This is a genomic window from Streptomyces spiroverticillatus (assembly GCA_014650415.1).
Classification (GTDB): Bacteria; Actinomycetota; Actinomycetes; order Streptomycetales; family Streptomycetaceae; genus Streptomyces; species Streptomyces spiroverticillatus.
The window spans coordinates 16,869-42,173 of the sequence record BMUX01000030.1 but is presented as its reverse complement, the minus strand read 5'-3'; the positions used below and the strand labels follow the sequence as shown (position 1 = coordinate 42,173).

Genomic DNA, 25,305 nt, shown 5'->3' with positions numbered 1-25,305 from the left:
GATGCCCGTGAGACCGCGACCGCCCCGCACTCTTCCTCATCCTCATCAGCCTCTGCCGAGGTGACGCATGCTTCTCACCGTCGTACGCCATGCCGAGTCGATCGAGAACGCGACCAAGCACACCGGCTTCTACCGGGACCCGCGCCCGTGGGCCAGCCCGGCCGCGCACGCCCTGTCCCGCGACCTCGTCGGCCTCACCCCGCGCGGCTTTCTCCAGTGCCAGTGGCTGGGCGCCGCGCTCCACGACCTCGCCGGCCCTGCCCCGTTCGTGTACTGCTCGCAGTACCGGCGGGCCCTGGACACCGCGGAGTCGGCGCTGCCCGGCCACCGCGTCGAGGTCACCGCCCTGCTGAACGAGCAGCACTACGGCGACGCCACGTACATGACCAAGCGGGAGCTGTTCGCGACCTGGCCCGCGTGCGAGGCCGACCGGCAGACCGCCAAGCACCTGTGGACGCCTCCCGGTGAGGGCGGCGAGTCCCTGGCCGTCGGCGTGCTGGCCCGGTCCCGGGCCTTCGTCGACAGCCTCGCCGAAGGGCGGGCGCAGTCCGTGGTGGCCCTGACGCACCACACGGCGATCCTGGCGCTGCGCAGTGTGCTGGAGTACCGGCCCGTGACCGAGCTGGTCGCAGAAGCCCGGATCCGCAAGACCCCCAACGCGGGGGTCCTGGTCTACGAGCGGCGGGCCGGACGCTTCCGCCAGGTCGACGCTGCCGAGCCGGGCGATGCCGAGGGGAGCCCGCGGTGAACCGCGCGACCTCCGAGGTCCTCTACGTCAACGGCCCCGTGCAGAACGGCGACTTCACCCTCGCCGAGCGGCCGGGCAAGGCCACCGGTATCCGGCTGGCCGAGGCGCTGAACGCGCTGCTCGGCGTGGCGCCGGTGCCGCACCTGTGGAACACCGTCACCCTCCACGGAGACGTACGCCACCGCCGCGCAGCCGACCGGGGCATGCTCGGCCGGACGCAGCGCGAGGCGCAGGCGGTGGCGGCGAAGTACGCGCCCGGGCCCGCCCCGGCGGGCGGACTGCGCACCGACGCCGACCCCCAGGTCGCCTCCCTGGCCCTGAAGATGACCCGGGCCCTCCTGGACGACGGGACGCTGGCCGTGAGGGACATGCCGGTCCGGCTGTGTGCCCGCTGCGGACACCTGGCCGGCCCCGGCACGACGGGCGACTGCCGTGCCTGCGGGTACACCGTCGCCCGGACAGCACGGCGGCCGCTGCTGGTCTGCGACCGCACCACCCACCCCGCGGTGCTCGACCGCGACGACGTCCACGCCACCGGCGCCCGCACCCCCGCGCACCTGCTGCACATCGCCCGCAACGTCCCCGAGGTCCTGGTGCTCTCCCGGACCCGGGACCACGGCGTTTCCTTGGAGGAGCTGGGGCTGGAGGGGATGGTGCTGGACCCGCGGGCCGGGCTGCACGTCGCGGTGCTCGCGGCCGCCGCCGAACGCGGTGCGGTGCGGCCGGTGATGACGGTGACCGAGACCGCCGCCGCCCACGTGGCCGCCTACGGCGCCCCGTTCCGCCAGTTCGGTGCGATGCGTCTGCGGTACGCCCTGCACGGCAAGGTCGACTATGGGGCGGCGGCGGGCGGCCGGCTGTACGAGGTGCACCAAGCCCAGGCGCTCCGGGAGGTGTTCACCGGCTGGTACCTGCCGCTGTGCGCCGCCCGGGAGCGCAGCGGCGTGAGCGCCGCCCGCCTGCCCGCCCTGCTCAAGTTCCTGCGCCGCGCCCACCTCGCCCGGCCGCCCGCACCCCAGAGTGATCTCCTGACGGAACTCCGGCACCGTGTGGCGGCAGGTGATATGCGCTGGGTGATGGATGCCCGGATGCTGGCCTGCGCCCTCGCCAGCCGGGAGAACCCCAGGGCTGCGGCCTTCGAGAAGGGAGCGTTCTGATGGAGAGCTTCGCGTGGCAACTGGTCAAGCGGCGCACCGCCGATGCCCAGGGGGCGGTGTTCGTCTCCGCCGACGGCACCCGCTACCGGCGCACCGGCGGCACCGGCCTGCGGGCCGAGGCGGCGTTCCAGCAGCAGGCCGCCACTCTGGGATACCCGGTGCCGCACGTTCTGGCGCAGGGGGAGCTGGACGACGGCACATTCTTCGTGGACGAGGAGTCCCTCGGCCTCCAGTCGCTGCACGAGCGGGCGCTGGCCCTGCTGGACGGCGGACAGGTCCTGGCCGACCAAGTGGTCGATGAGCTCGGCGAGGTCTCCGCCCGGCTGCTGTCCGCGCAAGCCCACCACCCGGCCCCCGGCGGCCGCTCCGCGCTGGGGGAGTGGGTGGAGCAGGCGGGCTTCACCTCCAACGTCTTCACCGAGAACCCCGACCTCGACACCCCGCGCACCCGCGCCGCTCTCGCCCGGGCCACCCGCGAGCTGGCCGGGGTACCCATGGTGTGGGGGCACCTCGACTACGGGCTGCCCAACGTCCTGCCCGCCGGGGTCATCGACTGGCAGCACCACGGGGTGGTGCCGCTGGGGTACGACGTCGCCCTGGCCCTGGAGGTCATCCCGTTCAAGGGCGGCACCAAGGGCTACACCGCGACCGCAGTCCAGCGCCGGCGGTACCTGGCCGTGCTGGACGCCGCAGCCCAGGCGGCCGGAAGCCCGTCGGTGAGCCCGTACTTGGGCGCCTTTCTGCTCGTCAAGAGCCTGTTCTTCCTCGCGTTGATGCGCCCCGCCGACCCGGCCCGGGCCGACAAGCACCAGAAGTGGCAGTACCGGCGCCACCTCGCCCTGAAGGGAATCGAGCAGTATGAACGCACCGGCACCGTCGACACCGCCCTCTTCCCCACCCTGGACGACTTCGCCGCTGGGCAGGGCGATGCCGGCCGTCCGTGACCGGGATTACCTCCTGGACCGTGCCGGCGTCGTCTTCAAGGTGATCGGCGACGTGCACCCCGCCACGCACTGGCTGGGGTACGTGAAGTACTACCCCGACCCGCGCGGCGACCGGACCCTGTTCGACACCACCTACCGCCAGAACACGGTCGTCTCCAAGGCGTTCGGGATCCTGGCCGACCGGCCCGAGTGCTACGTCTACGCGCCCGCGATCGGCTGCGTGATCACCGGAGTGCCCCGCGAGGACGTCGTACGCCACTACTCGTGCCGTCACGCCCTCACCACCCTGCACGAGACGCCCGCCCTGCTGGACGGCTCCGCAGTCAGCAAGGACCTGCTCGCCATCATCAACTGGATCATCGACCGGAAAGCCGACGACGTCCTCGGTGTCACCGGCTCCTTCCTCGTCGGCGTCGCGGGCGCCCGCTCGGACATCGACCTGGTCTGCTACGGCCCGCGCGGCTACGAAACGGCCAGGCGCCTCTTCACGGAGCGGTCGCTGATCCGCCCGTACGAAGGGGAGGACCTGACCCGCCTGTACCTGCGCCGCGCCAAGTACATGGCCGGATCGTCCTTCGACATCCTGCTGCGCCAGGAGGCCCGCAAACTCCAAGGGCTCACCGCCGGGGCCGGGGCGCACATCAACTGCGAGCCGCTGCGCGCCGACGGTGACCGCGCCTTCCACAACGTGATCGCCCAGGAGGTCGGGCAGATCAGCGTGCTTGCCCGGATCACCGACCACCGGCAGGGGCTGACGACGCCGGCGCTGTACGGCATCGAGGTCGACACCGTCATCGCCTCCACCATCGACGAACCCGAAGTGTTCGCCCGCCGCATCACCCACCTGCGCAGCTACCTCGGTGCCTACACCGGCGCGTTCCGCCAGGGCGACACCGTCCACCTGTCCGGACGCCTCGTCCACATCCAGGACGCCACCGGCACCGGCGGCTTCGGCATCGAGCTCACCCCGTGGAGCGCGACCGAGAGCTACCTCGCCACTCTCGCCCGCTGACCCGCAGTCCTGCGCGGCCACGGCCGTGGGAGGCTCTGGAACTCGGCCGGCCAGACCCTACTGCGGCTGCTATCTGATCAGGCCGAGTACTTCGGCAGTGGTGCGCACGTCGCCGAACGACCGGTAGATCGTGTGGAGGGCAGCATTGTGGTCCAGGTCGCGGCGGGCCGCGTTCGCGTCGGCGATCATCAGGACGCGCAAGCCGCTGGTGGCCGCGTCGCGGGCTGAGGATTCGCAGCACACATTGGTCAGCGTTCCGGTGATCAGGACGGAGTTGATGCCGTGCTCGGCCAGGCGTTCGGGGAGCGGAGAGCGGCCGGGGAAGAAGGCGCTGTAGGCCGACTTCTCCACCACCAGGTCCTGGGGGTGGGCGTCGAGGGCCGGCCACAGCCGTGAGCGGGGCGGGCCGGTGCCGCCGGAGGCTGTGAAGACCGCACAGACCGCCGGGCCGTAGAACTCGCTGCTCGTCCGTCCCAGCGGGGGCGCGTGCGCGGGCACGACCCAGGCGACCAGGCCACCGGCGGAACGCAAGGCCGTGGCAAGGAGGTTGATGTGCGGGACGATACCGCGGACGTAGGCGTTGTTGTCGGCGAAGAACGGCACCATGTCGACCACGACCAGCGCAGTACGCACCGGATCGAGGGTTTCGTACGCGTGCCGCCTGCCGCGCCTGCTCTCGTGACGCTCGTACTCGCGGGGATCGATCCACCAGCGGTGAAGTTCGGAATCGGTCAGCACCCCTGCAGTCCTACCCGCGCTTCGTGCTGAACTGGGCAATTCGTTTGGTGAACGCCCGCAGGTTGGCGGGGGCGGTCCCGCACCCTACGGAAGGAGGTGCGGAAGCGCTCTGGCTCTTACAGCGGACGGAGGGGAGTCCGTCCGGACCGCGGCTATGGGCGATCGCTCGGGGAGACGGCATCCAGGACGTACTGCCGGTAGGACTCAACCAGCCGTCGGGCGTCCTGTTCATACAGCGGTTTCTTCCTGGCCAGCGCGTCGATGAGTTCCTGCCCGGGGTCCTTCGTGGGGTTGATCAGGCCGTGGGCCGCCAGACGCTCCAGGCCCTTGACGCTGATGCTCTGGCAGTCCTCGATGGCGGAGAGCGACGCCCGGCCGACCGTGTCGCCGGTGGTGTAGCCGTTGCGGATGAGGCTTCCGGCTATCTGGTGGCCGAGCGCGTCGTGCCCGATGCGGTCCCGCAGCTCGGGCGAGTTCTCCGCGCAGCGGTGCTCCTTCTTGCGGCAGTTGAGGTCGCCCGCAGGGCGGGTTGGCCATCTACGTGCGCCATATCGCCGTGCGGGAGCAGGTCCTAGCATCAGAGGCATGGTCGACTACGAGACGGCGTTTGCTTCACTGGACGGCATCGCCCTGTCCGGCACGCTATCTCCTGCCACCGTCCCCGTTGATGGGTGCGCGGTCCTGGTCCACGGGTCCGGGGTCACCCGCGAGGAAGGCGGCTTTTTTGCGCGTCTGGCGGCCGGTCTCGCCGAGGCAGGGATCACCAGCCTCCGATTTGACCTGCGCGCGCATGGGGCGAGCGGCGGCCGTGAGTCCGAGCTCACAATCGCGGGTGTCACCAACGACGTACGCGCCGCTGGTGACGATCTGTGTGCCGAGACCGGTCGCACGGGTCCGGTGCACGTGATCGCCGCGTCGTTCTCCGGTGGGGCCGTGTGCCTGCACGCCGCGCACCGCCCCCAGGACGTCGACCGCCTGGTGCTGCTGAACCCGAGGCTGGACTACCGCGAGCGGTATGTCACTTCCCGCCCCGGCTGGACAGGCGACTACCTGTCGAAGGAGGCCGCTGCCCACCTGGACGAGCACGGGTTCACCGAGCGGTCCCCGTTCGAGCTGAACCGGGCCCTGCTGAACGAGGTGTTCTACCTCGACACCAAGGCGATCCTCAGTGCCGTACGGGCACCGGTGCTGATCGTGCACGGTACCGGCGACACGTTCGTGCCCATCGAGTCCTCCCGCACGCACAAGCCGATGTTCGGCGGGCCCGTTGAACTGGTCGAACTGGACGGTGCGCAGCACGGCTTCGCCGTCCACGACGACCCCAAGTACCTGCACCCGCAGTCACAGGCGTGGCAGGCCGACGTCATCGAACGTGTCAGCACGTTCCTGACCGCCTAAACCGCCGTCAGCGCGGTGAGCTGGTCGTGCAGTTCCCTGACGGCCGGGCGACCGACGAATCCGCCAGGCTTCCGGCTGCCGCGTTCGCGGAGGTCACACTCCGCCCCCTCGCCCGCCTTGGGGGTGTATGGCATCTGATACCCACGGCCCTTCCGGCGCTACCTCACCTACCGGGTACTCCATCTGGGGGAGATCACTATTTGCTGACGATGCCGGGTACCGGCCGCCAACGGCGAGCGGGGGCGGCAACGGCCGTGAGACCGTGACGGACGGTCAGGATCAGGAGCGGATGCCGCGGAAGGCGAAGGAGACACCAGCGCCCGTGCGTACGGACAAGGCAGCGAAGTCCATCGTGCTCAGCCGGGCGCACCGGGTACTGATCGGTGTGGTGGTCGCCGGTGCGGTGATCATCGCGGGGATCGGCTTTGCCGGTTCGTACGCGGCGGTGCGCGAGCTCGCCGTCGAGAAGGGCTTCGGCACCTTCGCGCTCGTCTTCCCGATCGGCATCGACGCGGGCATCTGCGTCCTGCTCGCCCTGGACCTCTTGCTGACCTGGATGCGGATTCCGTTCCCGCTCCTGCGGCAGACCGCCTGGCTGCTCACCGCGGCGACGATCGCTTTCAATGGCGCCGCCTCCTGGCCCGACCCGCTCGGCGTCGGCATGCACGCCGTGATCCCCGTTCTGTTCGTGGTCTCCGTGGAGGCGGCCCGGCACGCGGTGGGCCGGATCGCGGACATCACCGCCGACAAGCACATGGACGGCGTGCGCCTCACCCGGTGGCTGCTCTCGCCGCTTCCCACGTTCCGCCTGTGGCGCCGCATGAAGCTGTGGGAACTGCGCAGCTACGAGCAGGTCATCAAGGTGGAGCAGGACCGGCTGATCTACCAGGCCCGCCTCCAGGCCCGCTTCGGGCGCTCGTGGAAGCGCAGGGCGCCGGTGGAGTCGCTGATGCCGCTGCGGCTAGCGAAGTACGGGGTGCCGCTGTCGGACACGGGTCCGGCGGGGCTGGCGGCCGCGGGGATCGAGCCGGCGCTGCTGCCCTCGGTCCCGGAGGCCGCTTCGGAGGCAGGATCGACACCGGCCTCTGTGCTCCTGGCTGCCCGCACGCCCCGTACGGCGGCCAACGACCAGGGCTCGATAGCCGAGGCTGCGGCCGGACCCCGAATCCGTCTGGAGAAGGACGAGCCGGAGGCACCGGGCAACCCGGATCTCGCGGCGCTCACCGCGGCTCCGGACGTTGCTGCTCGCGTCCCTGAACAGCATTCCCCGCTGCACCTCCAGCCGCAGAGCCCAGAGCAGGGCCACCCGAGCCCCTGGTTCGCGGCACCGGCCCCCGTCCAGCAGGATCAGCGCACAGACCAGCACGCCCCCGCGCGGGCCGAGCCCGTGACGGTGCCCCCCGACTCCGGCTCCGGCCGCAGCCGCCCGCTTGGAGGGCACGGCTTCGAGGTTGGTTTGGACGGCGCAGGGAACGGGCCGGGCGCGGACACGGGCTTCGTCCTGGACGACGACACGTACTACGCGGCCTTCCGTGAGTGCGCGATCGAGAACGGGGCGTTCCCCACGCCGCTCCAGTTCGGGGCGTTCCTGGAAGCCCTGTACGGGCAAGTGCCCCCGTTGGCCCAACTGGAGGTGTACACGCAGCAGTACCAGGAGCAGTTCCGGCCGGAGTTGGAGCGTGCCGGGGCGGTGGCGGATCGCACAGGGGTCAGCAATCGGGTCAGTGTGCAGATGCGCCTCACGGCACCGCACGAGGAGCCCGAACCTGCGGCATCCCCCGAGAACCTGACGCTCTTCGCATCCGGCGAGCCTTCCCCATCCGCTGACTCACCCTCCGGTGGCGCTTCCGGGCTCAGTGGGGTGGAGTTGGTGGAATTCCACTACCGGGCCCTCCCTCCGGAGGAGCAGCGACTCTCGGCGAACGCTCTGGCCCCGCGGCTCTCGGAACTCTCGCGCTACGCAGAGGGCACCACGCGCAAGTACCTCGGGGTGATCAAGAAGGCCGACAAGGAACGTGCTTCCGGCGCGTCCTGACGTTCCAGTCCGCATGTTCCAACCTGCACGGCCGGCGGTCGCGCGGCCAGCTGGAATTCCAGCCGTTGTCGGCCCGTGCTCCGTGCAGCACGTTGGAATTCCAACTCTGGAACGCCGTTGGAACCGGCCTGCGGTCCACCCGGTGCCGTGTTCCACCTGGCGAACCGCAGATCCCGCGTACGCCCTCATCAACTGCCCGGGGCCGGTCCCGCGTTGCGGCCGCCATCGGCCTCATTCTTGGTCCCTGGGTTCGCGGTTCCCTCCTTCCCTTTGGGGAGCATGACTGTGACCTGCTGTTTTCCAACTTGGTTAGCGTTTTGGTCAGCATGCGGGTCAGTGTTTCGGTCAGCGCTCGCAGGGGGTGTCCGCCCCGGCGTGCCGCCTTGTAGCAGACGTCCTGCGGGTACCGGGCTGCGTGCGGGCCCGCCGCACCAAGGCCGGGGCTGGGGCGGGTTGGAATTCCAGCACGCCCCGACCGCTCAGCCGAACTGGCCTCAGCCGGGAGCCGGGGGCGGCGGCGGGACTGGTGGCTGTTCCAACGGGGCGAATGGGAATCCGGCGCGGCCAGCCCGGCTGGCCGAGCCGGTTGCGGCCGGGGAGAGCGCCAACACGGAAGGCCGGGGAGCGGGGTGGAGCCGGGCGAAACGTTCGCCCCCTGGCGTCCCGCCGGCTCCGCCGATGTCTTGCGGGGGTCAGTGGTGACTGGGCTGGAGCTGTTGGAGGAGTTCGACAGTTTCCTCTTCCATCGCGCAGCCGAGTTCGAGCAGGAACGCCTCCAGCGCCTGTACGGCGTTTTCCAGTTCGCGGTGCTGGCCGAGCAGGGCGAGGGCGCGGAAGCGGCACCGCCACAGCACCTCGACCTCGCGGGCGATGTCCAGACCTCGAGTCGCCGCCCACAGCGCGCTGCGTCCGTCACCAGCGGCCAGGTGGCGTTCGGCGAGGTCCTGCGCGACATGCACGATCTTCTTGATCATTTCTTCGGTGAGTGCTGCGGCCCACTGGTAGCGGCGCGGCGGCACACCGGAGAAGGGGCGGCCGCGCACGAGGCACAGGGCCTGGTGCAGGAGTCGGGTTCCGTGCGGGCCGGGGTCCTGGTGGCCGTGGCCGGCGTGCTGCTGGAAGAGGTCCCAGTCACATGCCACACCGGTGAGCCGCAGGAGCCGGTCGGGCTGGTGGTTGAGATGCGGCAGGTAGGGGTCGCCTTCGGGACTGGTGCCGAGCCAGCGGCGGACATCGGTCGTACGGGAGTTGCGGGTGTCGCGGCTCATCTGGCCGCCGCCGGGGGCGAGGAGTTCATTGATCTGGTGGCGGTCGGCCCCCGGGTGCAGGGCCAGCCAGACGGCGAACTCCAGGGCTGTGGTGCGGCGGCCGGTGGGGATGGAGCCCTGGGCGCCGTCCAGGGCCACCTGTCCAAGGACCTGGACATACGGCCCGTCAGGAACCTCCGGTACCTCATCAGACAGCACCGTCGTTCCCAACGGAGAGAAGGGGGCGGCGGGTTGGCCGGCGGGGATACGGGCGCTGACCCGTGACACGGGGACCAGCGAAGGAATCACGATCTCTGACGGGCTGGCCGCCGCAGCCGGGGACGCGCCGGGCAAAGGGGCCGTGCCCGTGGCCGGCGGGGGAGCGGGAGCCGGTGTCTCTTCTGCTGATCCGGGCACGGGCTTGGTCGGTGCGGGGAGCGAAGGCGCCGGGCCGGAGACGGGCGTCGTCCCGCCGATGGGTTCGCCGTCGGGGTCATCGTCGAGGTCAGCGAGGGCTGCCAGCGGACTACTGCTTGCCGGGAGAGGAAGGCGGGTAGGCCCCGCAGGTTCCGAGGGCCCGCCGGACGAAGGCGCTGCGGACCCGGGCGGTGCGGTCACCCCGGCGTCCCGCGGTGCAGGGGCGGGGGCGGAGGTTGCAGGCGCGGCGTGATCGTCCTCGTCGCCGAGGCTGGAGACGAGGACGAGGTCGATGACGTCGGCGTACTCCTCGTCCGAGCACGCCGACAGCACGCAGCGCACGTCGGTGCCCGGCACCGTCACCTCGGCGGCGTCGGTGTCCACTACCCACCCCTCGTCGTCCTCGGCGGGCACTGCACCGGTACTGGTGAGGACCGCCAGCGCCGTGCCCGGCTCGACGCCCACCACCTGGCGCAGAGCGTCACGGTCTTCGGCGCCGGGGCAGGTGTCGAGATCGGTGAGCAGCACCATCGGCCAGAGCTCCCCGACCTCGCCATCCAGGCGTGCGGCAGCCAGCCCGCCGAGCGCGCAGCCTTCCAGGACCTGCTGCTGTTCGGCCTGATGGGCCGCCAGTGCCCGTACGGCGCCCGGCAGGTCTCCGTGGGCCAGGACCCGCTCAGGGTCCAGCATGGTCAGCCCGGGTGCGGTGTCCTCCCCGGCGACGGCCAGCTCGAGCTGGCCGCCGAGCGGCGATAGCGCGAGCGCGATGGCCAGGGTGCGCAGGATCTGCTGGCGCATTCCGCCGACCAGGTGCAGCACCCCGATGCGTTCCAGGTCGACCAGGACGATCCCGCCCTGCGTGTCGTCACCCAGCGGCACCAGCGCCGGATACGGCGGGTCGATTTCCCGCAGCTCGTCCTCGTCGAGGAGCTGCTCGCTGTCGATCGGGCACCACCACTGGAGCCCCTCCTCGTCGAGCGCCGTGAACGGGGCGGCTGGCTCGGCTGGCTCTTCCAGGTAGAGCAGGGCGCCCTGCTCCCCGAGCCGGACGGCTGCCAGCGCGGGCAGCACCCGCTCCTGCTCGGCGAGATGGGTACCGAGGGTGCGCACCATCGCGTCCAGCAACTGGAGTTCGTACGACGCGTCCACGCTGCGCAGCAGCACCTCGGTGGCGGCGGGCCGCCCCTGCGGCATGACGATCTTCCGGCCGCGCCGCAGCTTGCGGCGCTGGAGCAGGCGGCGGGAGGCGAGCGTGCCCACGAGCGCGGCCGCCACGGCCCCGCTCGCGGCCAGCCCGATCGCCGCGACCGTCTGCCCGGTCTCCGAGCCGGTCTGCTCCGACGGCGCTCCTGCGGAACTGGCTGACGGCGTCGGCGTACCCGCCTGCTGCGGCGGGCGGGTCTGCTCCGGGGAGTCCGACTTCTGGGGCGGGACCGGTGATGCCGGCGTAGCGGTGGGCGGCGGGGTCTTCGGCGTTGCTGCCCGGTCGCGTTCCTGCTGCCGGTCCGCACCCCCAGTGCCCTTCCCCTGGTCCGTCCCGGACGTGGGCCCGCCGGAGGCCGAAGGCGCGGGCGGAGCCGGTGCGGGGTCCGTCGGCTGCGTCGGCTTCGGCGTCGGCTTCTTCTCCGCCTCGGGAGAGACCGGGGGGACTGCGGTCGCTCCCGCGGGGAGGTCGATCTGCTGCCCGGGGTAGATCAGGTCCGGGTTTTCGAAGTGGTGCCCGTACGGCTGCTTCTCGCCCTTGTTGGCTTCGTACAGCTCGGGCCACCGGTCGGCGTCACCGAGCCGTTCGTGGGCGATCTTCGCGAGGTGGTCGCCCGGCTGGACGACGTACGCCTCCCCTGCCCGGCCGTTGTCCGCCTGCGGGGCGCGGGCCGGCGCGGGGGTGCGGGAGGTGCCCGCAGCACTCTGGGGGGCGCTCACCGTGGTGGTGGACGCCTGGGCGGGCGGGGAGGACGGTGCGTCGGTGCGGGCGTCGGCGGGCAGGGCGATGACGGTGCCCTGGGGTACGTAGGCGTCACCGGCGGCGAGTGCGGGCACCTCGGGGTTGAGGGCGGCGAGGTCCTTCCAGCGCTGCCCGTTGCCGAGGAAGCGTTCGGCCAGGTCCCAGGGTGATTCGGTGGGCGAGGTGACCGTGTGCCGGAGCGTGGCGGTGGCCCGTGTCACCGAGGCGGCGGGAGCAGCGGCTGTTTCGGCGGTGTCGTGGTTCAGGGACTGGGTGACGGCGGCGGCCGGTGTGGCGGTCGCGGCGGAGGCGGCGGTGGGGGCCAGCACCAGGATCGCGCCGACGAGGAAGCCGGCCAGGGACTGCATGCCGCCCAGTCCCTTGATCCGGGGCGTGGAGCGGCGGCGTACGACCGCGACGATCTCGACCAGGACGGAGAGGGCGAACAGTGCCCAGGCCGCCCAGCCGATCAGGGTGAGCACGACGAGGAAGAGGGTGCCGTCGTCCTGGCGGACCAGCATCTGCCATCCGCCGGTGAGTTCGGTGGGCTGGTGGCCCACCGCGAGCAGCACGTAGGGGACGCCGCCCACCAGGGCTGCCAGCACGGCGAGCCCGCAGACGGCGCGCAGGGAAGCGGTCAGGGCGCGCAGGGGCCTGGGGGTGCGGGGGGCCATGGCGGCTCATCCTCCAGCTTGGGTCTGCAGGTGGGCGTCGGCGGTGCCGGTCACGTTGATGGTGGCGAGGCCGACCAGGGCGCCGAAGACGGTGGTGTAGGTGTCGTGCACGGTGACGGTGAGGGTCTGTCCGCCGTCGTTGACGGTGACGTCGCCCTGGAGGTTCGCCGCGGCGAGGTAGTCGCGTGCGGCACCGGCTGCGGCGTCGGGGTCGACGGTGATCGCGGTGCCCTGGACCGCTTGGGCCGGGTCGAGTTGCTGGCCGGCGGCGCGGGCGGCTTCCTGTGCCAGGGACGTGGCCCGGTTGCCTGCGTTCAGGGCCCCGCCCCCGTCCACGAGCAGGCCCATGACCGTCAGGACGCCGATGGTGGCCACGGCGAAGAACAGCGACATCGACCCGCGGTCCCCGGTTCGCCGACGTCCGGCCCGCAGACCGTGGTGCGGCCCGGGCCTCAGGACTTCTCTGGTCATGGTTTGGGCCTTCCGCGGAAGGTGTCGAGGGGGCTGGTCCAAGTCGCGGTCAACGTCTTGGAGCCGGGCAGCCCGGGCAGTCCGATGTCGGCGAGAGCGGCGGTGCACGCGACGGTCGCGGTGACCTGGGCATCCTGGCCGAGGTCAGCGGCATAGCCCGCCGTGTCCACCTCGATGCTGCTGGCGGTGCAGGTGATGCCCTCGCCCTGCAGACTGCGGGTCACCGCCGTCTGCGCCGCGGCCTGTGCGGTGGCGGCGTCGTACTCCAGTGAGGCGGCCCGGGCGGCGGCGCGGGCGGCGCCGTCGACAGCGCCGTCGGCGTCCACGATCCGCCCGAACGCGATCATCAGGCCGAGCACGGCGATCAGTACCGGTGCCAGGACGGCCGTCTCCAGCGCCATGCTGCCCCGGTCACGGGTGCCCGCGGGTGTGCGCATCATGGCTGGGTCCACCTCTCGACTGGGCCCTGCGCGTGCTGGACGACGGACAGCTCCAGGCCGGGGACGAGGGTGGCCACGGTGCCGGTGACGGTGATGCGCACCTGCTCGGCCGTACTGCCGTCGGCGGTCACCTGAGCGCCGCGTACCGAGTCTCCGAAGCGGGCCAGGAACTGCTGGGCCTGAGCGGTCCCGTCGCCGGCCGTGGCGCCGAACTGCCGTCCGCTTTCGACGCCTTGCCGGGCGGCGGACTGGGCGACCTTGCGGGCGTGGTGGTAGAGGCCGACCTGGATGGCGGTGAAGACGAGCATGAGCACCACCACGGCCAGGATCGCGAACTCCACACTGGCCACCCCCCGGTCCTGCACTCGGCGGTCCTTTCGCCGTATGCCGGACAGGTGCCGCTTCCTGAGGTGCGGGCGCACCGCTCTCCCTTCTTGATCTTTGGGCCGGAGGGGTTGTTCAGCCGCCCTGGATGATGCCGATCTTCTCCAGGAGTTTGGTGCGGATCGCGACGACGACGGCGCCCGCGCCCAGCAGGAGGGCGCCGGCGATGACGGCGATCTCGGTGGAGGTTGCCCCCCTGTCCCCGGCGGTGCGCAGCTGCGTCCAGCGGGCGCGGAGCAGCAGGGTCAGCGTCTGAAGGTCCATCACAGGGTTCTCCTTGGAAAGGGGTGGGTCAGCTGGCGAGGATGGTGTTGACGACGGGGATCATGACGAAGGCGAGCATGAGGATGACGCCGAAGGTCACCGGCAGCACCATCGTTTCGCTGGCCGCGTTGGCCTCGGCCTTGGTGTCGGACAGCAGCGCCTTGCGGAGCTGGCGGGCCTGGGCCTGCAGGGTGGTGTAGACGGCGGCGCCATCCCCGGCCAGCGCCAGGGTGTCGGCGGGCCGGGTCAGTTCGGGGATGTCGAGTTCCTCGCCGAGCTGGCGCAGGGCGTCCCAGGGCGTCATGCCGGAAAGCTCGGCCTGGTCGAAGACCTGCCGCATCCTCACGAAGATCCACCCGTCGCCGACCTCGGCGGTGCGGGTCAACGCCTGGGCGGCACCGCTGTTGGCGAGCCGGGCGAGCGCGACGCGCTCCAGGTAGGACGCGGCGGCGTGCCGCACGATGAGCCGGGCGGCGGCCGCGTCGCGTTTCACGTCGTGAGCCGGGGCCAGCCACAGCAGTACGGCCAGGCCCAGCGAGACGGCGGTCGGCATCGCGATCGGCAGGGCCGCCCCGGCCAGTGCGAGCAGTGCCTGGACCAGCTGGGGCAGCAGGAGTCCGTACAGCGCGAACAGGAACCGCTTGCCGAGGTGCTCGGCAGGGGTGATCCGCAACAGGTTCAGGTCCTTGACGGGCAGGGTGAGCCGGCCGCCGAATTCGCCGAGCAGCCGGGCCCCGACCCGGGTGGCGAGTGCGTTTGAGGATCCGGTCAGCCCCGGCGCCTCCAGGGGGGTGGAGGCGGGGGTGTCGAGACGGTTGAGGATGCTGTTGAGATCGGGGCGGGCCGGCCAGGCGGCCTTCACGGCGAGCCCGATCATCAGTCCGGCGCCGGCGGCGGGCAGCACCGCTTCCATGGGGATCATCGCAGCCCTCCCGGGGCAGGCGGCGCGGCGGGCAGCGGGTCCAGCAGGCGCGGGTCGGGCTGGGTGCGGGCCAGGCGGCGCAGCCAGGTCAGCGTCCACGCGAACATCGCACCCAACACCACCAGCGCGGCCTGCCCGACGGGCGAGCCGTACCAGGCGGACCAGGCGTCGTTGAGGAGACAGCCGACGACGACCACACAGATCGCGACGGACACCATCCGGGAGGACTTGCGGACCTTGGCCCGGTCGGCCTCCACGTCCCGAGCGTCCGCAGCCTGCTGATGGATGGTCACCGCGAGTGCCTCCAGCGCATCGGCCAGCCCGCGGCCCTTGTAGACGGCATGGGACTGGAAGAGGAGCACCACGTGGTCGGAGACGCCGTCGGCGAGCTCGTCGGCCAGCCGGGCGAACGCCTCCTGCGCGTCCACGCCGGTGCGCAGCCGCTCGGCCAGCACGCGGACGTTGACCGCGATCGGGGCGGGGGCGGCCTTCGCGGACGCCTGGATGGTCTGGGACAGCGAGATGCCGGCGGTGTGGATGCCGGCGAGGTGGTTGAGCCACTGCCCCAAAGCCTCCAGGCGCTCGATCCGTGCCGCGGCCGCCCCGCCCGGGTGCAGGACGAACGGCAGCCCCAGCACGGTGGCCCCGGCGAGCAGCCCGTGCACCGGCCAGCCGGTCCACGCCCACACGCCCAGCGTGACCAGGACGGCCACAGCCACCAGCTGGCGCCAGCGGGCCTGCCACGCGGCGGGCAGTTCCGCCCGGGCGCGGCGCAGCCGGGCCGCCCACCGTGACGGCGGCTTCGCCGGGTCCGGGATCCGGCCGCGGACCTCACGGACCGTCTGGACCACCCCAAGGACGGCCAGCACCGCCAGCACGGCGGCAACGAGAGCGAGCTGGTTGGTGGTCACCGGGGCCTCACCGTCTGCAGGGGGGCGCCCCAGGCGCCGTGCGGGTTGTCGGTGAGCCACTGCCGGTGGAAGATCCCGGTCAGCTCCAGGTCCTCGATGAAGGACGGCATGTTGCGGTAGACCGCCCGCGGCTCGCTCTCGGTGGGGGCGAACAGGTCCGTCGTCACGGGGCGCCCGCCCTCGCCGACCTCGTCGTGGACCTCGTAAATGTGCGAGACGTACCGGTGCTTGCGGCCGCCGAGCGCTGTCTCGTCCCGGTAGGTGAGGTAGACGACCATGTCGATCGACGAGGCGATCAGGTGGTGCGCGGACTCCGAGGCCATGCCGGCCTCGGTGCACAGCTGGACCAGGCGGCTGACGATGGCGTGCGGGCGCCGTACGTGCATCGTGCACATCGACCCCGACCCGCTCGCCGACATCGCCTTGAGCATCGGCAGGATCTCCCTGCCGCGGACCTCGCCCACAATCACCCGGGTCGCGTTGTAGCGCAGCGCCGTCTCGAAGATGTCGGTAAGCGTCACCTCGCCGGCCAGCTGGTTGTTGCCGCTGCGCTCGCCGTTGGACTGCCTCGCCTCGAAAGCGAACGTGAGCGGCCCCTTGGGACCGGGCTCATCCAGGTAGAGCTCGCGGTCAGACTCCAGCGTCACCAGCCGCTCCTCGACGGGGATCTCCCGCCCGAGCGCCCGCAGCAGCGACGTCTTGCCCGCCCCCATGTCCCCGACGACCAGGATGTTCATCCGGGCCCGCACCGCAGCCACCAAGAAGCGCTCCAGCAACGGGTTGATGGAACCCCACTGCAGAAGGGCTTCGATGCCGTGCTGGCGGGTGTTGTGCTTACGGATGACCACCGAGGGACGGGTGGTGAGCAGGCTCGCCGTCACCCGGGACCCGTCCGGCATCCGGAAGCCCACGCTCGGGGTGGCCTGGGACAGCGCCCGCTCCCCGTGCCCGGACAGCTGCGCCATCCGGTTCACCCACGTGATCAGCTCCTGGTGCGAGTCGGCGACCCGCTCCACGGTGCGCCGCGGACGGTGGTTGTACTCCACCGACGCGGTCGTCCCGTCCACCATCACGTCCTCGACGCCCTCCTCGTCGAGCAGCGACTGCAGACGCCCGCCCCGGTACATGGCGTCGAACACCGCATGGCGGACCGCCGCTTCCTGCTCGGCACTCAGCGGGGTGTGCCCCTGCGCGTGCAGGGCGGCCCAGTCCGCGACCGCACTGGTGGTCAGGGAGCGGGCCAGCGCCCGCCGGTCCTCCTCCTCCAGCAGCCGCTGGGCATCCCGGCTGCTCAGCTCGGCGGACACCTTTACCTGCAGCTCCTCGATCACCTCCCACGCCACCGGCAGCTCCCCGGGAAGATCGGCCAGCCGCGGCACCGCCGCCGGATCCGTCCCGGTCGGCGGCGCCTGTGGGGAAGGCGCCGGTACCAGCCCGGCAGAGGGCTTCGGACGGGGCACGGACCGCTGCTGGATGCGCCCGGTGAGCAGGTGGGCGATCGCGTCGCGATCCATTGCCGGAGGATGCCCGTTGGCGTCCGGGCGCTGATGGGTGTCAGCCACGGCGGCCCCCGCGCGACGTCTGGGCCAGCCGCTGAACCACCCCGGCCAACTGCGGGTACGAGCGCCGCGCCGGCCACTCCTGCTGGACCCGGCGCCGCTGCGCCACCGCTTCCAACTGTTCGGCGGCGGAGCGGGCATGCCGCAGCAGTGGGCTGCGTTCGTACCCGCGCGGGGGCTTGCCGCCCCGGGTCAGGTAGCCCGCGGTGTCCGGATCCCACGGCAGCGCCGCCAACACCGGGGTCCGCAGCGCGGTGGACACCTGGTGCGCCGGGAACTCGCCCTCCTCCAGCAGCAGCAGCCCCAGGGAGGTGGTCGAGGCGGACTCGTCGAACTCGGCACGCAGCGGATCGATCACATTCCGGGCCAGCGCCAAGGACTGCGTCGTACCGCGCACCACCAGCAGCACCAGGTCCGCCCGGTGCAGCAGCGGAGCGGGCGAGAGCACCGGGTGCAGGCGCCCCGCACCGAAGGCGAGCCGGCCGCCGTCGACGAACACGTTGTACCCGGCGTCCTCGGCCAGGACGTGCAGTATGTCCGCCAGCGCGGGCCACGTCCGCTCCAGGGCCGGAGCCTGCGTCGGATCCGTCAGCCCCGGCAGCAGCTTGCGGTGCCCGGCCGCGTCCATCGGCCACAACGAGGAAGCGACCGCGTTCGCCAGCGCGTCCGGGCCCACCCGCTCGGCAGCGGCCAGGTGGTAGAGGCCGAACCCGCCGTCGACGCTGTTCTGCAGATACCCCGCCCGTACGGTGCCACCGGCCGGGTCACACTCGGCCAGCACGCTGGGCCGCGAGGAGGCCAGCGCCAGGGCCAGCGCGGAGACGGTCACACCGCAGGACTTCGCGGACACCAATGCGATCACGGGCATGTCACTTGCTCCGGGGTTCACGAACGAGCGCGATCCGGCCCTGTGAGGCCCGGGTGGCCAGCAGCGGCCCATCCGTGGGAGCCACCGCCAGATTCACGACCACCGTGCCGGTCGCATCGGGACGCGACACCGACACCACCGTGGCCGCCATCGTCGACGGCGGGGCCTGCGACTTGGGATCCTGCTGCTCCCCCTGGGCCGGGGTCGTCACCGCCAGCACCCTGTCCCCGGCCGCGAGCGTCCCGGACGGGGCCTGCCCCCGCTTCACCTGCACGCCCACCTGCTGCTGGTCATCACCCAGCCCGGTGCCGGCCGACAACTGCGCCACGGTGAGCAGCCCGCCCTTGCGGAGGTCGACCGCGGTACGGCGTCCGACCATCGCCGGCCGCTCGGCGGCCGCCACCGGCGACAACGCGGCGTCCGCGGACACCTCCGCGACGGTGAGGTCCGCGTCCGACAACACTTGACCGGCCGGAACATCCCGGGCCACCGCCAGCACCCGGGTACGGTCGCTCGCCGAGGTGACGGCCGCCGCCGCTCCCAGCCCGCACACCACGGCGAGGACCACGCACAACGCGACGGCCGACCAGCGGCGCTGCCGCTTGACCGGCGGCCCGGTCGTGATGGGAACGTCCCTGCGGGGCGGGCTCTGGGGGCGCGGCGCCGGCGGCGCGGCGGAGGGGGATTCCATGAGGGTGATCAGTGCCTCTCGCACTCGTTCGCGGGGTGAGGAAAAGGGCCTGGGGTGCAGGTCAGTTGAGGACCTGCACCTCGGCAACCGTGATGTCCACGGCGGCTCCACGGACCTCGGTGAGCTGACCGGTCTGCCCTGCGCCCTGCCAGTCGACGGTCCAGGTCGAGGTGGCGGTCACGTGGTACTTGCCGCTGGGGGTGGTGCTGGAGGGTTGGGCATAGCGGTGCCCGCAGTCCGGGGAGGGTTGCTTGCCGAACTCCGGCCGGTAGGGAGTGCCGGGATTGGTGCAGGTGACCGTCTTCCCGTCCCCCATCTCCCACACGATCTTGGAGACCTTCGCGGTCGCGGTGACCGTCACCGCGCCAGCTGTCGCGGTCGCGGTGTTCGGACCGTAGGTTTCGGGGGTCTGGGCGGTCCAGAGGTAGACCGGCATGCCGACCACGCCCTTACCGCCCGGCTTGGGGGTAATGCCGATCGAGGGGCCCTTGAGCGTCATCGTGTCGATGGCCTGCTGGGCCAGGACGGCGGGATCCACCACAGGCTGCTGGGGCGGGTCAGCGGCCCACACCGGGGTGATCTCGAAGTAGCCGTTGTCTTTACCGTAGGAGCAACGTCGGTCGTAGACCGCGCCATCACCAGGCTCGTGCCCCGCCCAGTCGGCGCTGTCGGCAGGTGGCTGCGGATCAGAAAGCGTGTACGTGCAGATCGGGCCCTGGCTCTTCCTCTTCCCGCCACCGCCTCTGGTCCCGGCCGGCTTGGTCCCGGGGCGGGCTGCGGCTTCCTCTCCAGGAGACTTGGCTTCGACCCTGCAGTTGAACAGCCCACAGGTGGCAGGGGGCGGAGGCGGATCGTCGGCGTGGGCAACTCCCGCAGAGACCAGGGTGAGAACAGCCAGCAAGGCGCCCGCCCGGGTGGTCCGACGGGTCAGCATCGCTGGTCCTGCGGCTCGTCGCGGACGATGCGCCACCCTTCGGGCCAGCGTTCTGCCCTGGCGTTGATGACGTACTGGGTGAGCCGTTCCGGCGGAAGCGAGGCCGGCTTCTGCGTGGTGGTGGAGACCGTCTGCCATTTACGGATGTCCAGGCAGCTGGAGATCAGCACATTGGGGACTCTGCGGCTCAGGTCGGCCGACGTCACGGTGGAGTTCCGAGGGATGGCTTCACCGACGATGTGCAGACCCAGGCCGTGCAAGCGCTTGGCGTCGCTCTCCGCGCGCAGCAGCGCTTGTGACGCCGCGAAGTTCTTGAGGTTGGCCTTCTTGCTCGTCGGTTCGGCGTAGAGCACCTGCATCTCGCGCCAGTACGCGGCGTAGGCGGCAAGGGCCTCGGCCTTCGCGGTTTCGTCCGCACTGCGTGTGGCGGTCGGCGCGGGTGCGGCCGGAGCGGTGGACGCAGGCGGCGGGTTCGCATCGCCAGGCTTGTCCGCAGTGGAACAGCTGGTGAGCGGTGCGATCAGCGCGACGGCTGCAGCGGCACAGATGCCCAGGGGGGATCGCCGCCTCTTCCTGTCCTCCTGGCTCAGCCTGCGTGCTGTGGTGCCTGCCATGGAGTCTCCCGTTCGTGAACCGCGGTCTGTTGAGGTGGAGTTGTGGGGTGTCTCGTACGCCACAGGTAGCTGGTTCGGCCACATACGTTACGCATAGATAGGTCAACTTCACAGCACGTTCTGCCAGTTCAGGCCCATGGAGCGAGTACCAAACCACAACAATCCCGTACGGCCGGAAGTAACCACCGCGACAGTTCCGCAGGACGGGACAGGGGGTCCGTGCTCCGGTCTCGGCGGCCGACCGTGGCTCACGGGGTTTCCGCGCGGACCGGATGGGCCGGAGTCATCAGGACGTCGGTGGGGGTGGGGTTGCCGAGGAGCGGGGTGACGATCGGGGCGAAGGGGCCGTGGTCTCGGAGCTGGTCGAGGGTGGTGGCTCCGGCGTTCAGAGGGTTGCGGCGCAGCCGGGTGTCGGCTTCGGCGAGCGCGCGGAGGTCGTCGATGCGGCGGGCCAACACGGTTTCCGAGGCACCGGTGAAGACGAACAGCAGGCGGGGCAGGGCCGGGTAGCGGTCCCGCCATGCTTCACGGCCGGCGACGGTACCGGGGGCGGGGCGCCGTCCGGGAAGGGGCTGGGGGAGGTAGGTGGCGTAGCGGGCGTACGCGGTGAGTTTCTGGCCGAGGCGGGTGGTCTGCATGGTGGCGCGGTCGATTTCCAGGAAGAACGACAGCATCCGCCGTCGTCCGGTGTCGGTGGTGCGGGTGTAGCGGAGCACTGCGTCGGGGACCAGGACGGCTTCGTCGCCGAGCCGGTTGTCGCCGTCGCGGATGCGGTGAGCCAGTTCGGACTCCCAGTCCAGCGGCCCGCACTCGTCGCCGGACCGGCGTGCCCATGTGGTGAACGCGATGCCGGTGTCCACGACGGCGAGGGTGTGGTCCTGGAGCTGGGAGGCAGCGGTGACGGGGCTGATCCGGTACGCCCGCTGGGTGATCTCGCGGTTCTGTTCGACGAGTTCGCAGCCGTCCGGGGTGAGGAACCAGAGGAACTCCGAGCGGCCCATCCGGCCGTTGCGGCGCACGGTGGTGCTGGCGAAACCCAGCGTGCAGAGTTCCCCGAGCTGGCGACGGAGGTAGACCGTGCTGCGGGCCTCAGGGGTGAGGAGCGTGTGGAGCTGGCTCGTGGCGAGAAGGCGGTGCTGGTAGAGCACCGGCAGGAGTTGCTGCGCCAGCCGGGAGAGCCCACAGGCGGTGCGGGGGGAGGGCATCAGTCGATCTCGCTTCCGTTGGGGGCCGGGCTGGTACCAGACGCACCACCGGTGAGGTGGGCGAGCAGGACGTCGTCGAGTCCCAGGTGGTCGTCATCGCCGTCAAGGTGGGCGAGGATCTCGCCGACCGGCTGGCGGTGGAGGCCTGCGGTGATGGCGGCTTCGAGCGCGGGCAGCAGGTCGGGGCGGTAGTAGTCGGCGAGAACCTCGTGGACGGCCAGGCCGCTGACACGGAACGGGGTGGTGCGCTTGCCGTGGAGCATCGCGGACATCACGTACGTGTACTTGGGGAGGGCCTGCAGGGTGGCCGGGTCCAGGCCGGCTAGGCGTTTGGCGACGAAGGCTGCCTCGTCGGCGTCCGCGGCGGTGGCGGAGAGCAGGGACTGGTTCTGCATGAGCGCCATCCGGGTTTCCGGGGAAAGCCGCATGGCCATTTGCGTCATCCCCAGGAACCGCAGCTCGTACTTGCGGAGCTGTTCGAGGATCGCGGCGACGTAGCCGCGGGAGGCTCCGTCGATCGCGGTGAGCTCGTCGGCGAACGCCCAGCAGGTCGCCAGCTCGTGCTGAGGGGTTCCTTCGCGGGAGATCCCGGCCTGGAAGAGGTCGAACAGCAGGAGGGAGGTGATGATCTGGTCGCCGCCGCCGGTGCCCGAGCAGCGCAGCAGCACGATCTTCTTCTCGTCCATGGCCCGGCGGGCACTGTAGCTGGAGCGGGGCTGGCCGAGGAAGGCCCGCAGGGAGTCCGAGGTTTCCAGCTGTTCCAGGGTCTGGGTGACCACCGGCACTGCGGCTCCCTCGTACTTGGGGAAGGTGTGGATCCAGAACCGGCGGAGCTTCGGCGGAAGCTCGGCGAGGACCTGCTGGCGCCACATTTCGTCGGTGAGCAGCCGGGTAATGGAGAAGAGCGTCGGCTGGAGGTCGGGGCGGCCCTGCTGGCACAGGTGCCAGGCGAGGTGGGCGAGGACCTGGACAGCGTGGGAGAGGATCGCCCGCGCGCGGGGTGCGCCGTCGCCCCAGCCCTGCGCGGAGGCCAGCCCGCCGACGACCGCGCCGATCACGTCCTGGACCTCGCTGGCGTCCCGGCCCTCCATCGACAGCGGGTTCCACGACGCGATCAGCTGGTGCCGGTCCTTCACGCTCAGGTCGATTTCCCACACCCGGTCGATCACCGCCGGGTGTGTCAGGTACGGCTTCGCCCGTTTCACGGCAGCCCCGTGCGGGTCGAGGAACCAGTCGCCCTCCCCGCCGTAAGCCAGCGCGATCGCCTGGAGCAGCGCCAGCTCGGACTTCCCGAACCCACTTTTGCCGTACGACGCCCCGAACAGCAGGTCCTGTTGGGGCAGCGCGGCCAGGCGGCGCCGTCCGTCCGCGCCGGTGACCGCGCCGAGCGGCACCACCCCGCGCTGACCGGTCCAGGTCGGCAGCTGGGACGGGGCGGCCGGCACCACGCCGCCGGTACGGCGCACGTTGGCCGCCGTACAGCGCGCCGACGGCGGCTTCAGCAGCGCGGCGATCTCGGTGGAGGTCACCCACTGGCGGCGGACCGGGGCGAACTCACCCGTCCGGCAGCGGCGGTCGAACGAACGACGGCGCCACCACACGTTGCTGTAAGGGCGCCACCCGAAGTGGCGCGGGCCCACCGGACGCCACCAGTTCTCCCCCGACCAGGCGTCCAGGACCGCCACCACCTGGTGCAGCCGGGCCCGCGCCCGCGCCGGGTGCGTGGCCACCACCCGTACGAGAACCTGCACGGCGAAAACCTGCGTGTCGGCGGAGGGCAGGAACTTACCCACCTGCTCCGCGAGGTCCCGCTGGCGCACCAGCCGTCCGGCCCCCGCCCGGCCCGGCGGTCTGCCCCCGGTACGGCCGCCGTTGAGTCCGGCGGCCACCTGCGACCACACCGCTCCCAGCCCCAGCCCCCGCCCGCCGCCCTGGCTGGTGCCCAGCTGCTCGCCGTAGGCGGACGGCCCCTTGGCCTGCGCCTGACGGATCAGCTTGCGCCGCCAGCGGGCGACCCGCGCCCCGGAGACGGGCAGGAGATCCACAATGAGCTCCGCCTGCTCCCCGGCTGCCGAGTTCACGTGCGCGCAGGCGGCGGCCAGGAGCTGGAGCGGGTCCGGATCGAGTGCGGCCGCGGTGAGCCGCCGGTGGTGGGGGCGGGCCAGCACCAGCTCGGCGCGCGCCACGTACCGGCCCGCCCCCTCTTCCTGCACCATTCCGTGGCCGACCCCGGCCCCGGACTTCTCGGGCGTCGCTCCTGCAGTCTTCTCCAGTACCACCATCACGGGGTTCCCTTCTCGTCCTGCTCGGCGGTCTCGTCGCGTTCGCCACCCGGGAACTCCAGGCCGGGGCGGGGGTTCGGCGGGGCCCCTTCGAAACGGATGCGGTTGCCGGTGCGTGCGCGCACCACATGGGTGTCGACGACGTCGACGTGGGCGTAGGTCGCCAGCCGCAGTACGGCCGCCGCCTGGGCGGGGCCCTCCAGTCGGTAGACGAGCTCCTGGTCCACGCACAGCGCCCGCACCCGTACCGCCCCCGCGCGCCGCGGCACCCATCCCGCGGCGGCCGGGACCCGGGCGAGGTGGGCCGCATGCCGCTCCACGGCCTCCACCGAGGGATCGAAGCCGGCGGTCGGTACGAGGTCGACCGCCGTGCGGCCGCGCAGCGCCAACGCGGCACGGCGCCGCCACCACATCCAGCCCGCCGCCCACCCGGACGCCGCGACCACCATGACGGCCGCCAGCCACGGTGCGCCGGCCTGGAGCCCCTGGAGCAGCAGGGTGAGGTCTGGGCCGAAGCCGAGGACGTCGTTCACTACGTTCATGAGTGGTTTCCGTTCGGGGGGAACTTCGGGCCGCGCTTGTGCCGGCGCGCGCGGGGGTCGATTCCGCGGGCCCGGTTGGCGAGCGACAGCCAGCAGCGGCGTATCCAGTACGCGCCGAGGACCATGGACAGCAGAGGTATCTCCGGGAACCCCTGCCCGGCGGCCGCCTTCTGGGCGACCTGGTCCCCTATCAGCGGCAGGTTGCGCAGGTCACCGCCCCACCACCACCCGTGGGCGAACCCGATCGTGAACACCGCCGCGAACAGCCACCCACACCACTGCACGAGCGCCTCGACAGCGACATCCCGCTGGCTGGGGTCGTTCTCGGACGTGAAACCGGCGTACGCCGCCATCCCCGCACCTCCCTGAAGGCGGTGGGCGGTCCGGTACCACCCACTCACCCACCCCAAGGAGCTGTGGAGGGAGAAACGTGACCGCGCCGGCGGGAATTCTTTCTGGCAGTAGCCATGGCTGGGTTCACCGTGGTGTCGCCCTCCGGCTGGGAGCCGAAGGGCGACAGGAGCCCGGCGTTACACCTTGCGCCACCGGCGGTTGCGCCGGGGCAGTCCGAGCCGTGCTTGAACTGTGCGTTCGAGCCGGTCGACGAACTCGTCGGGGGTATCGGGCAAGAGGGGGAGTATCCAGTACCTCGCCCACTCATCGTGCTTCGAGCGGGAGGTGGTTCTGTGGTCGTGAAGCCTGGCGGCTGCTACTCCCCGACATTGGGGACGGGCGGGACGGGTTTGGCCGCAGTAGCACGCCAAGCCTTCGGAGTTGACGACGATGTACACGGCGCGCTCCTCTCGGCCACTGTCCTCCCGGATGTCCAGGGGGCAGCACCTGAACTCCTCGAGCCAGGGAGAAGCCAGGCGTGCGAACGCGGTATACCGGTCCGGCGCCATG

The 25,305-nt window shown here is 71.5% G+C and carries 23 protein-coding genes and 1 pseudogene; 6 read left to right on the top strand and 18 right to left on the bottom strand.

Annotated elements, in window-relative coordinates; all coding sequences use genetic code 11:
* Positions 1-67: 67 nt before the first annotated feature.
* Genes IE269_RS40080 through IE269_RS40065 form a run of 4 tightly spaced genes read left to right on the top strand, consistent with a single transcriptional unit; the run spans position 68 to position 3,861 of the window.
* Positions 68-748 carry a histidine phosphatase family protein gene (locus tag IE269_RS40080; protein WP_189828277.1) on the top strand — a complete coding sequence of 227 codons (681 nt, stop codon included), beginning with the start codon at positions 68-70 and terminating at the stop codon, positions 746-748.
* Complete coding sequence (locus IE269_RS40075) at positions 745-1,905, top strand: hypothetical protein (RefSeq protein WP_189828276.1); 1,161 nt, start codon at positions 745-747, stop codon at positions 1,903-1,905. Before IE269_RS40080 ends, IE269_RS40075 begins: the two co-directional genes overlap by 4 nt.
* Positions 1,905-2,849 carry a phosphotransferase gene (locus tag IE269_RS40070; protein ID WP_189828275.1) on the top strand — a complete coding sequence of 315 codons (945 nt, stop codon included), beginning with the start codon at positions 1,905-1,907 and terminating at the stop codon, positions 2,847-2,849. Before IE269_RS40075 ends, IE269_RS40070 begins: the two co-directional genes overlap by 1 nt.
* Positions 2,833-3,861, top strand: coding sequence for a hypothetical protein (locus tag IE269_RS40065; protein ID WP_189828274.1), 1,029 nt, complete (start codon positions 2,833-2,835; stop codon positions 3,859-3,861). The genes IE269_RS40070 and IE269_RS40065 overlap by 17 nt, the downstream gene beginning before the upstream one ends.
* Before the next feature lie 69 nt (positions 3,862-3,930).
* Here IE269_RS40065 and IE269_RS40060 read toward each other — a convergent pair whose 3' ends face one another.
* Both IE269_RS40060 and IE269_RS40055 read right to left on the bottom strand, forming a co-directional pair.
* Positions 3,931-4,599 carry a cysteine hydrolase family protein gene (locus IE269_RS40060; protein WP_189828273.1) on the bottom strand — a complete coding sequence of 223 codons (669 nt, stop codon included), beginning with the start codon at positions 4,597-4,599 and terminating at the stop codon, positions 3,931-3,933.
* Positions 4,600-4,751: 152 nt separating this feature from the next.
* Positions 4,752-5,177 (bottom strand): hypothetical protein, encoded by a 426-nt coding sequence (locus IE269_RS40055; protein WP_189828272.1) that lies wholly within the window; start codon positions 5,175-5,177, stop codon positions 4,752-4,754.
* Positions 5,178-5,184: 7 nt separating this feature from the next.
* Here IE269_RS40055 and IE269_RS40050 point away from each other — a divergent pair, with 7 nt between their 5' ends.
* Positions 5,185-5,997 carry an alpha/beta hydrolase gene (locus tag IE269_RS40050; RefSeq protein ID WP_189828271.1) on the top strand — a complete coding sequence of 271 codons (813 nt, stop codon included), beginning with the start codon at positions 5,185-5,187 and terminating at the stop codon, positions 5,995-5,997.
* A 289-nt stretch (positions 5,998-6,286) separates the two neighbouring features.
* Positions 6,287-7,049: pseudogene (locus IE269_RS43915) on the top strand (DUF2637 domain-containing protein); the annotation flags it as partial.
* 1,675 nt (positions 7,050-8,724) lie between these two features.
* Here IE269_RS43915 and IE269_RS40040 read toward each other — a convergent pair.
* From IE269_RS40040 to IE269_RS39965, 16 genes are all read right to left on the bottom strand, one after another.
* Positions 8,725-12,315, bottom strand: a complete 3,591-nt coding sequence (locus tag IE269_RS40040) for an AfsR/SARP family transcriptional regulator (RefSeq protein WP_189828270.1) — start codon at positions 12,313-12,315, stop codon at positions 8,725-8,727.
* 6 nt (positions 12,316-12,321) lie between these two features.
* Positions 12,322-12,708, bottom strand: a complete 387-nt coding sequence (locus IE269_RS40035; protein WP_268253648.1) for a pilus assembly protein TadG-related protein — start codon at positions 12,706-12,708, stop codon at positions 12,322-12,324.
* Between the two features lie 74 nt (positions 12,709-12,782).
* The gene (locus IE269_RS40030) at positions 12,783-13,226 is read right to left on the bottom strand and encodes a TadE/TadG family type IV pilus assembly protein (protein WP_189828268.1); all 444 of its coding nucleotides are present in this window, start codon (positions 13,224-13,226) and stop codon (positions 12,783-12,785) included.
* Positions 13,223-13,576, bottom strand: a complete 354-nt coding sequence (locus IE269_RS40025; RefSeq protein ID WP_189828267.1) for a TadE family protein — start codon at positions 13,574-13,576, stop codon at positions 13,223-13,225. Before IE269_RS40025 ends, IE269_RS40030 begins: the two co-directional genes overlap by 4 nt.
* A 109-nt stretch (positions 13,577-13,685) precedes the next feature.
* Positions 13,686-13,874: a hypothetical protein gene (locus tag IE269_RS40020; protein ID WP_189828266.1), complete on the bottom strand. Its 189-nt coding sequence runs from the start codon at positions 13,872-13,874 to the stop codon at positions 13,686-13,688.
* Between the two features lie 28 nt (positions 13,875-13,902).
* Positions 13,903-14,796, bottom strand: a complete 894-nt coding sequence (locus IE269_RS40015; RefSeq protein WP_189828265.1) for a type II secretion system F family protein — start codon at positions 14,794-14,796, stop codon at positions 13,903-13,905.
* The gene (locus tag IE269_RS40010; RefSeq protein ID WP_189828264.1) at positions 14,793-15,707 is read right to left on the bottom strand and encodes a type II secretion system F family protein; all 915 of its coding nucleotides are present in this window, start codon (positions 15,705-15,707) and stop codon (positions 14,793-14,795) included. Before IE269_RS40010 ends, IE269_RS40015 begins: the two co-directional genes overlap by 4 nt.
* A complete protein-coding gene (locus IE269_RS40005) occupies positions 15,704-17,221 on the bottom strand; it encodes a TadA family conjugal transfer-associated ATPase (RefSeq protein WP_229898534.1) in 1,518 nt (505 codons plus the stop codon). The genes IE269_RS40010 and IE269_RS40005 overlap by 4 nt, the downstream gene beginning before the upstream one ends.
* Positions 17,222-17,261: 40 nt before the next feature.
* Positions 17,262-18,134: a CpaE/TadZ family protein gene (locus IE269_RS40000; RefSeq protein WP_189828262.1), complete on the bottom strand. Its 873-nt coding sequence runs from the start codon at positions 18,132-18,134 to the stop codon at positions 17,262-17,264.
* Between the two features lies 1 nt (position 18,135).
* The gene (locus tag IE269_RS39995; RefSeq protein ID WP_189828261.1) at positions 18,136-18,825 is read right to left on the bottom strand and encodes an SAF domain-containing protein; all 690 of its coding nucleotides are present in this window, start codon (positions 18,823-18,825) and stop codon (positions 18,136-18,138) included.
* 61 nt (positions 18,826-18,886) lie between these two features.
* Complete coding sequence (locus IE269_RS39990) at positions 18,887-19,363, bottom strand: ATP/GTP-binding protein (protein ID WP_189828260.1); 477 nt, start codon at positions 19,361-19,363, stop codon at positions 18,887-18,889.
* Between the two features lie 389 nt (positions 19,364-19,752).
* A complete protein-coding gene (locus IE269_RS43555; RefSeq protein WP_229898535.1) occupies positions 19,753-20,373 on the bottom strand; it encodes a hypothetical protein in 621 nt (206 codons plus the stop codon).
* Positions 20,374-20,621: 248 nt separating this feature from the next.
* Entirely contained in the window at positions 20,622-21,578 is a 957-nt protein-coding gene (locus IE269_RS39980) for a replication-relaxation family protein (RefSeq protein WP_189828259.1), read from the bottom strand.
* Positions 21,578-23,860 carry a hypothetical protein gene (locus IE269_RS39975; RefSeq protein ID WP_229898536.1) on the bottom strand — a complete coding sequence of 761 codons (2,283 nt, stop codon included), beginning with the start codon at positions 23,858-23,860 and terminating at the stop codon, positions 21,578-21,580. Before IE269_RS39975 ends, IE269_RS39980 begins: the two co-directional genes overlap by 1 nt.
* Positions 23,860-24,402 (bottom strand): hypothetical protein, encoded by a 543-nt coding sequence (locus IE269_RS39970; RefSeq protein WP_189828258.1) that lies wholly within the window; start codon positions 24,400-24,402, stop codon positions 23,860-23,862. The genes IE269_RS39975 and IE269_RS39970 overlap by 1 nt, the downstream gene beginning before the upstream one ends.
* Positions 24,399-24,755, bottom strand: coding sequence for a hypothetical protein (locus IE269_RS39965; RefSeq protein WP_189828257.1), 357 nt, complete (start codon positions 24,753-24,755; stop codon positions 24,399-24,401). The genes IE269_RS39970 and IE269_RS39965 overlap by 4 nt, the downstream gene beginning before the upstream one ends.
* Positions 24,756-25,305 lie beyond the last annotated feature (550 nt).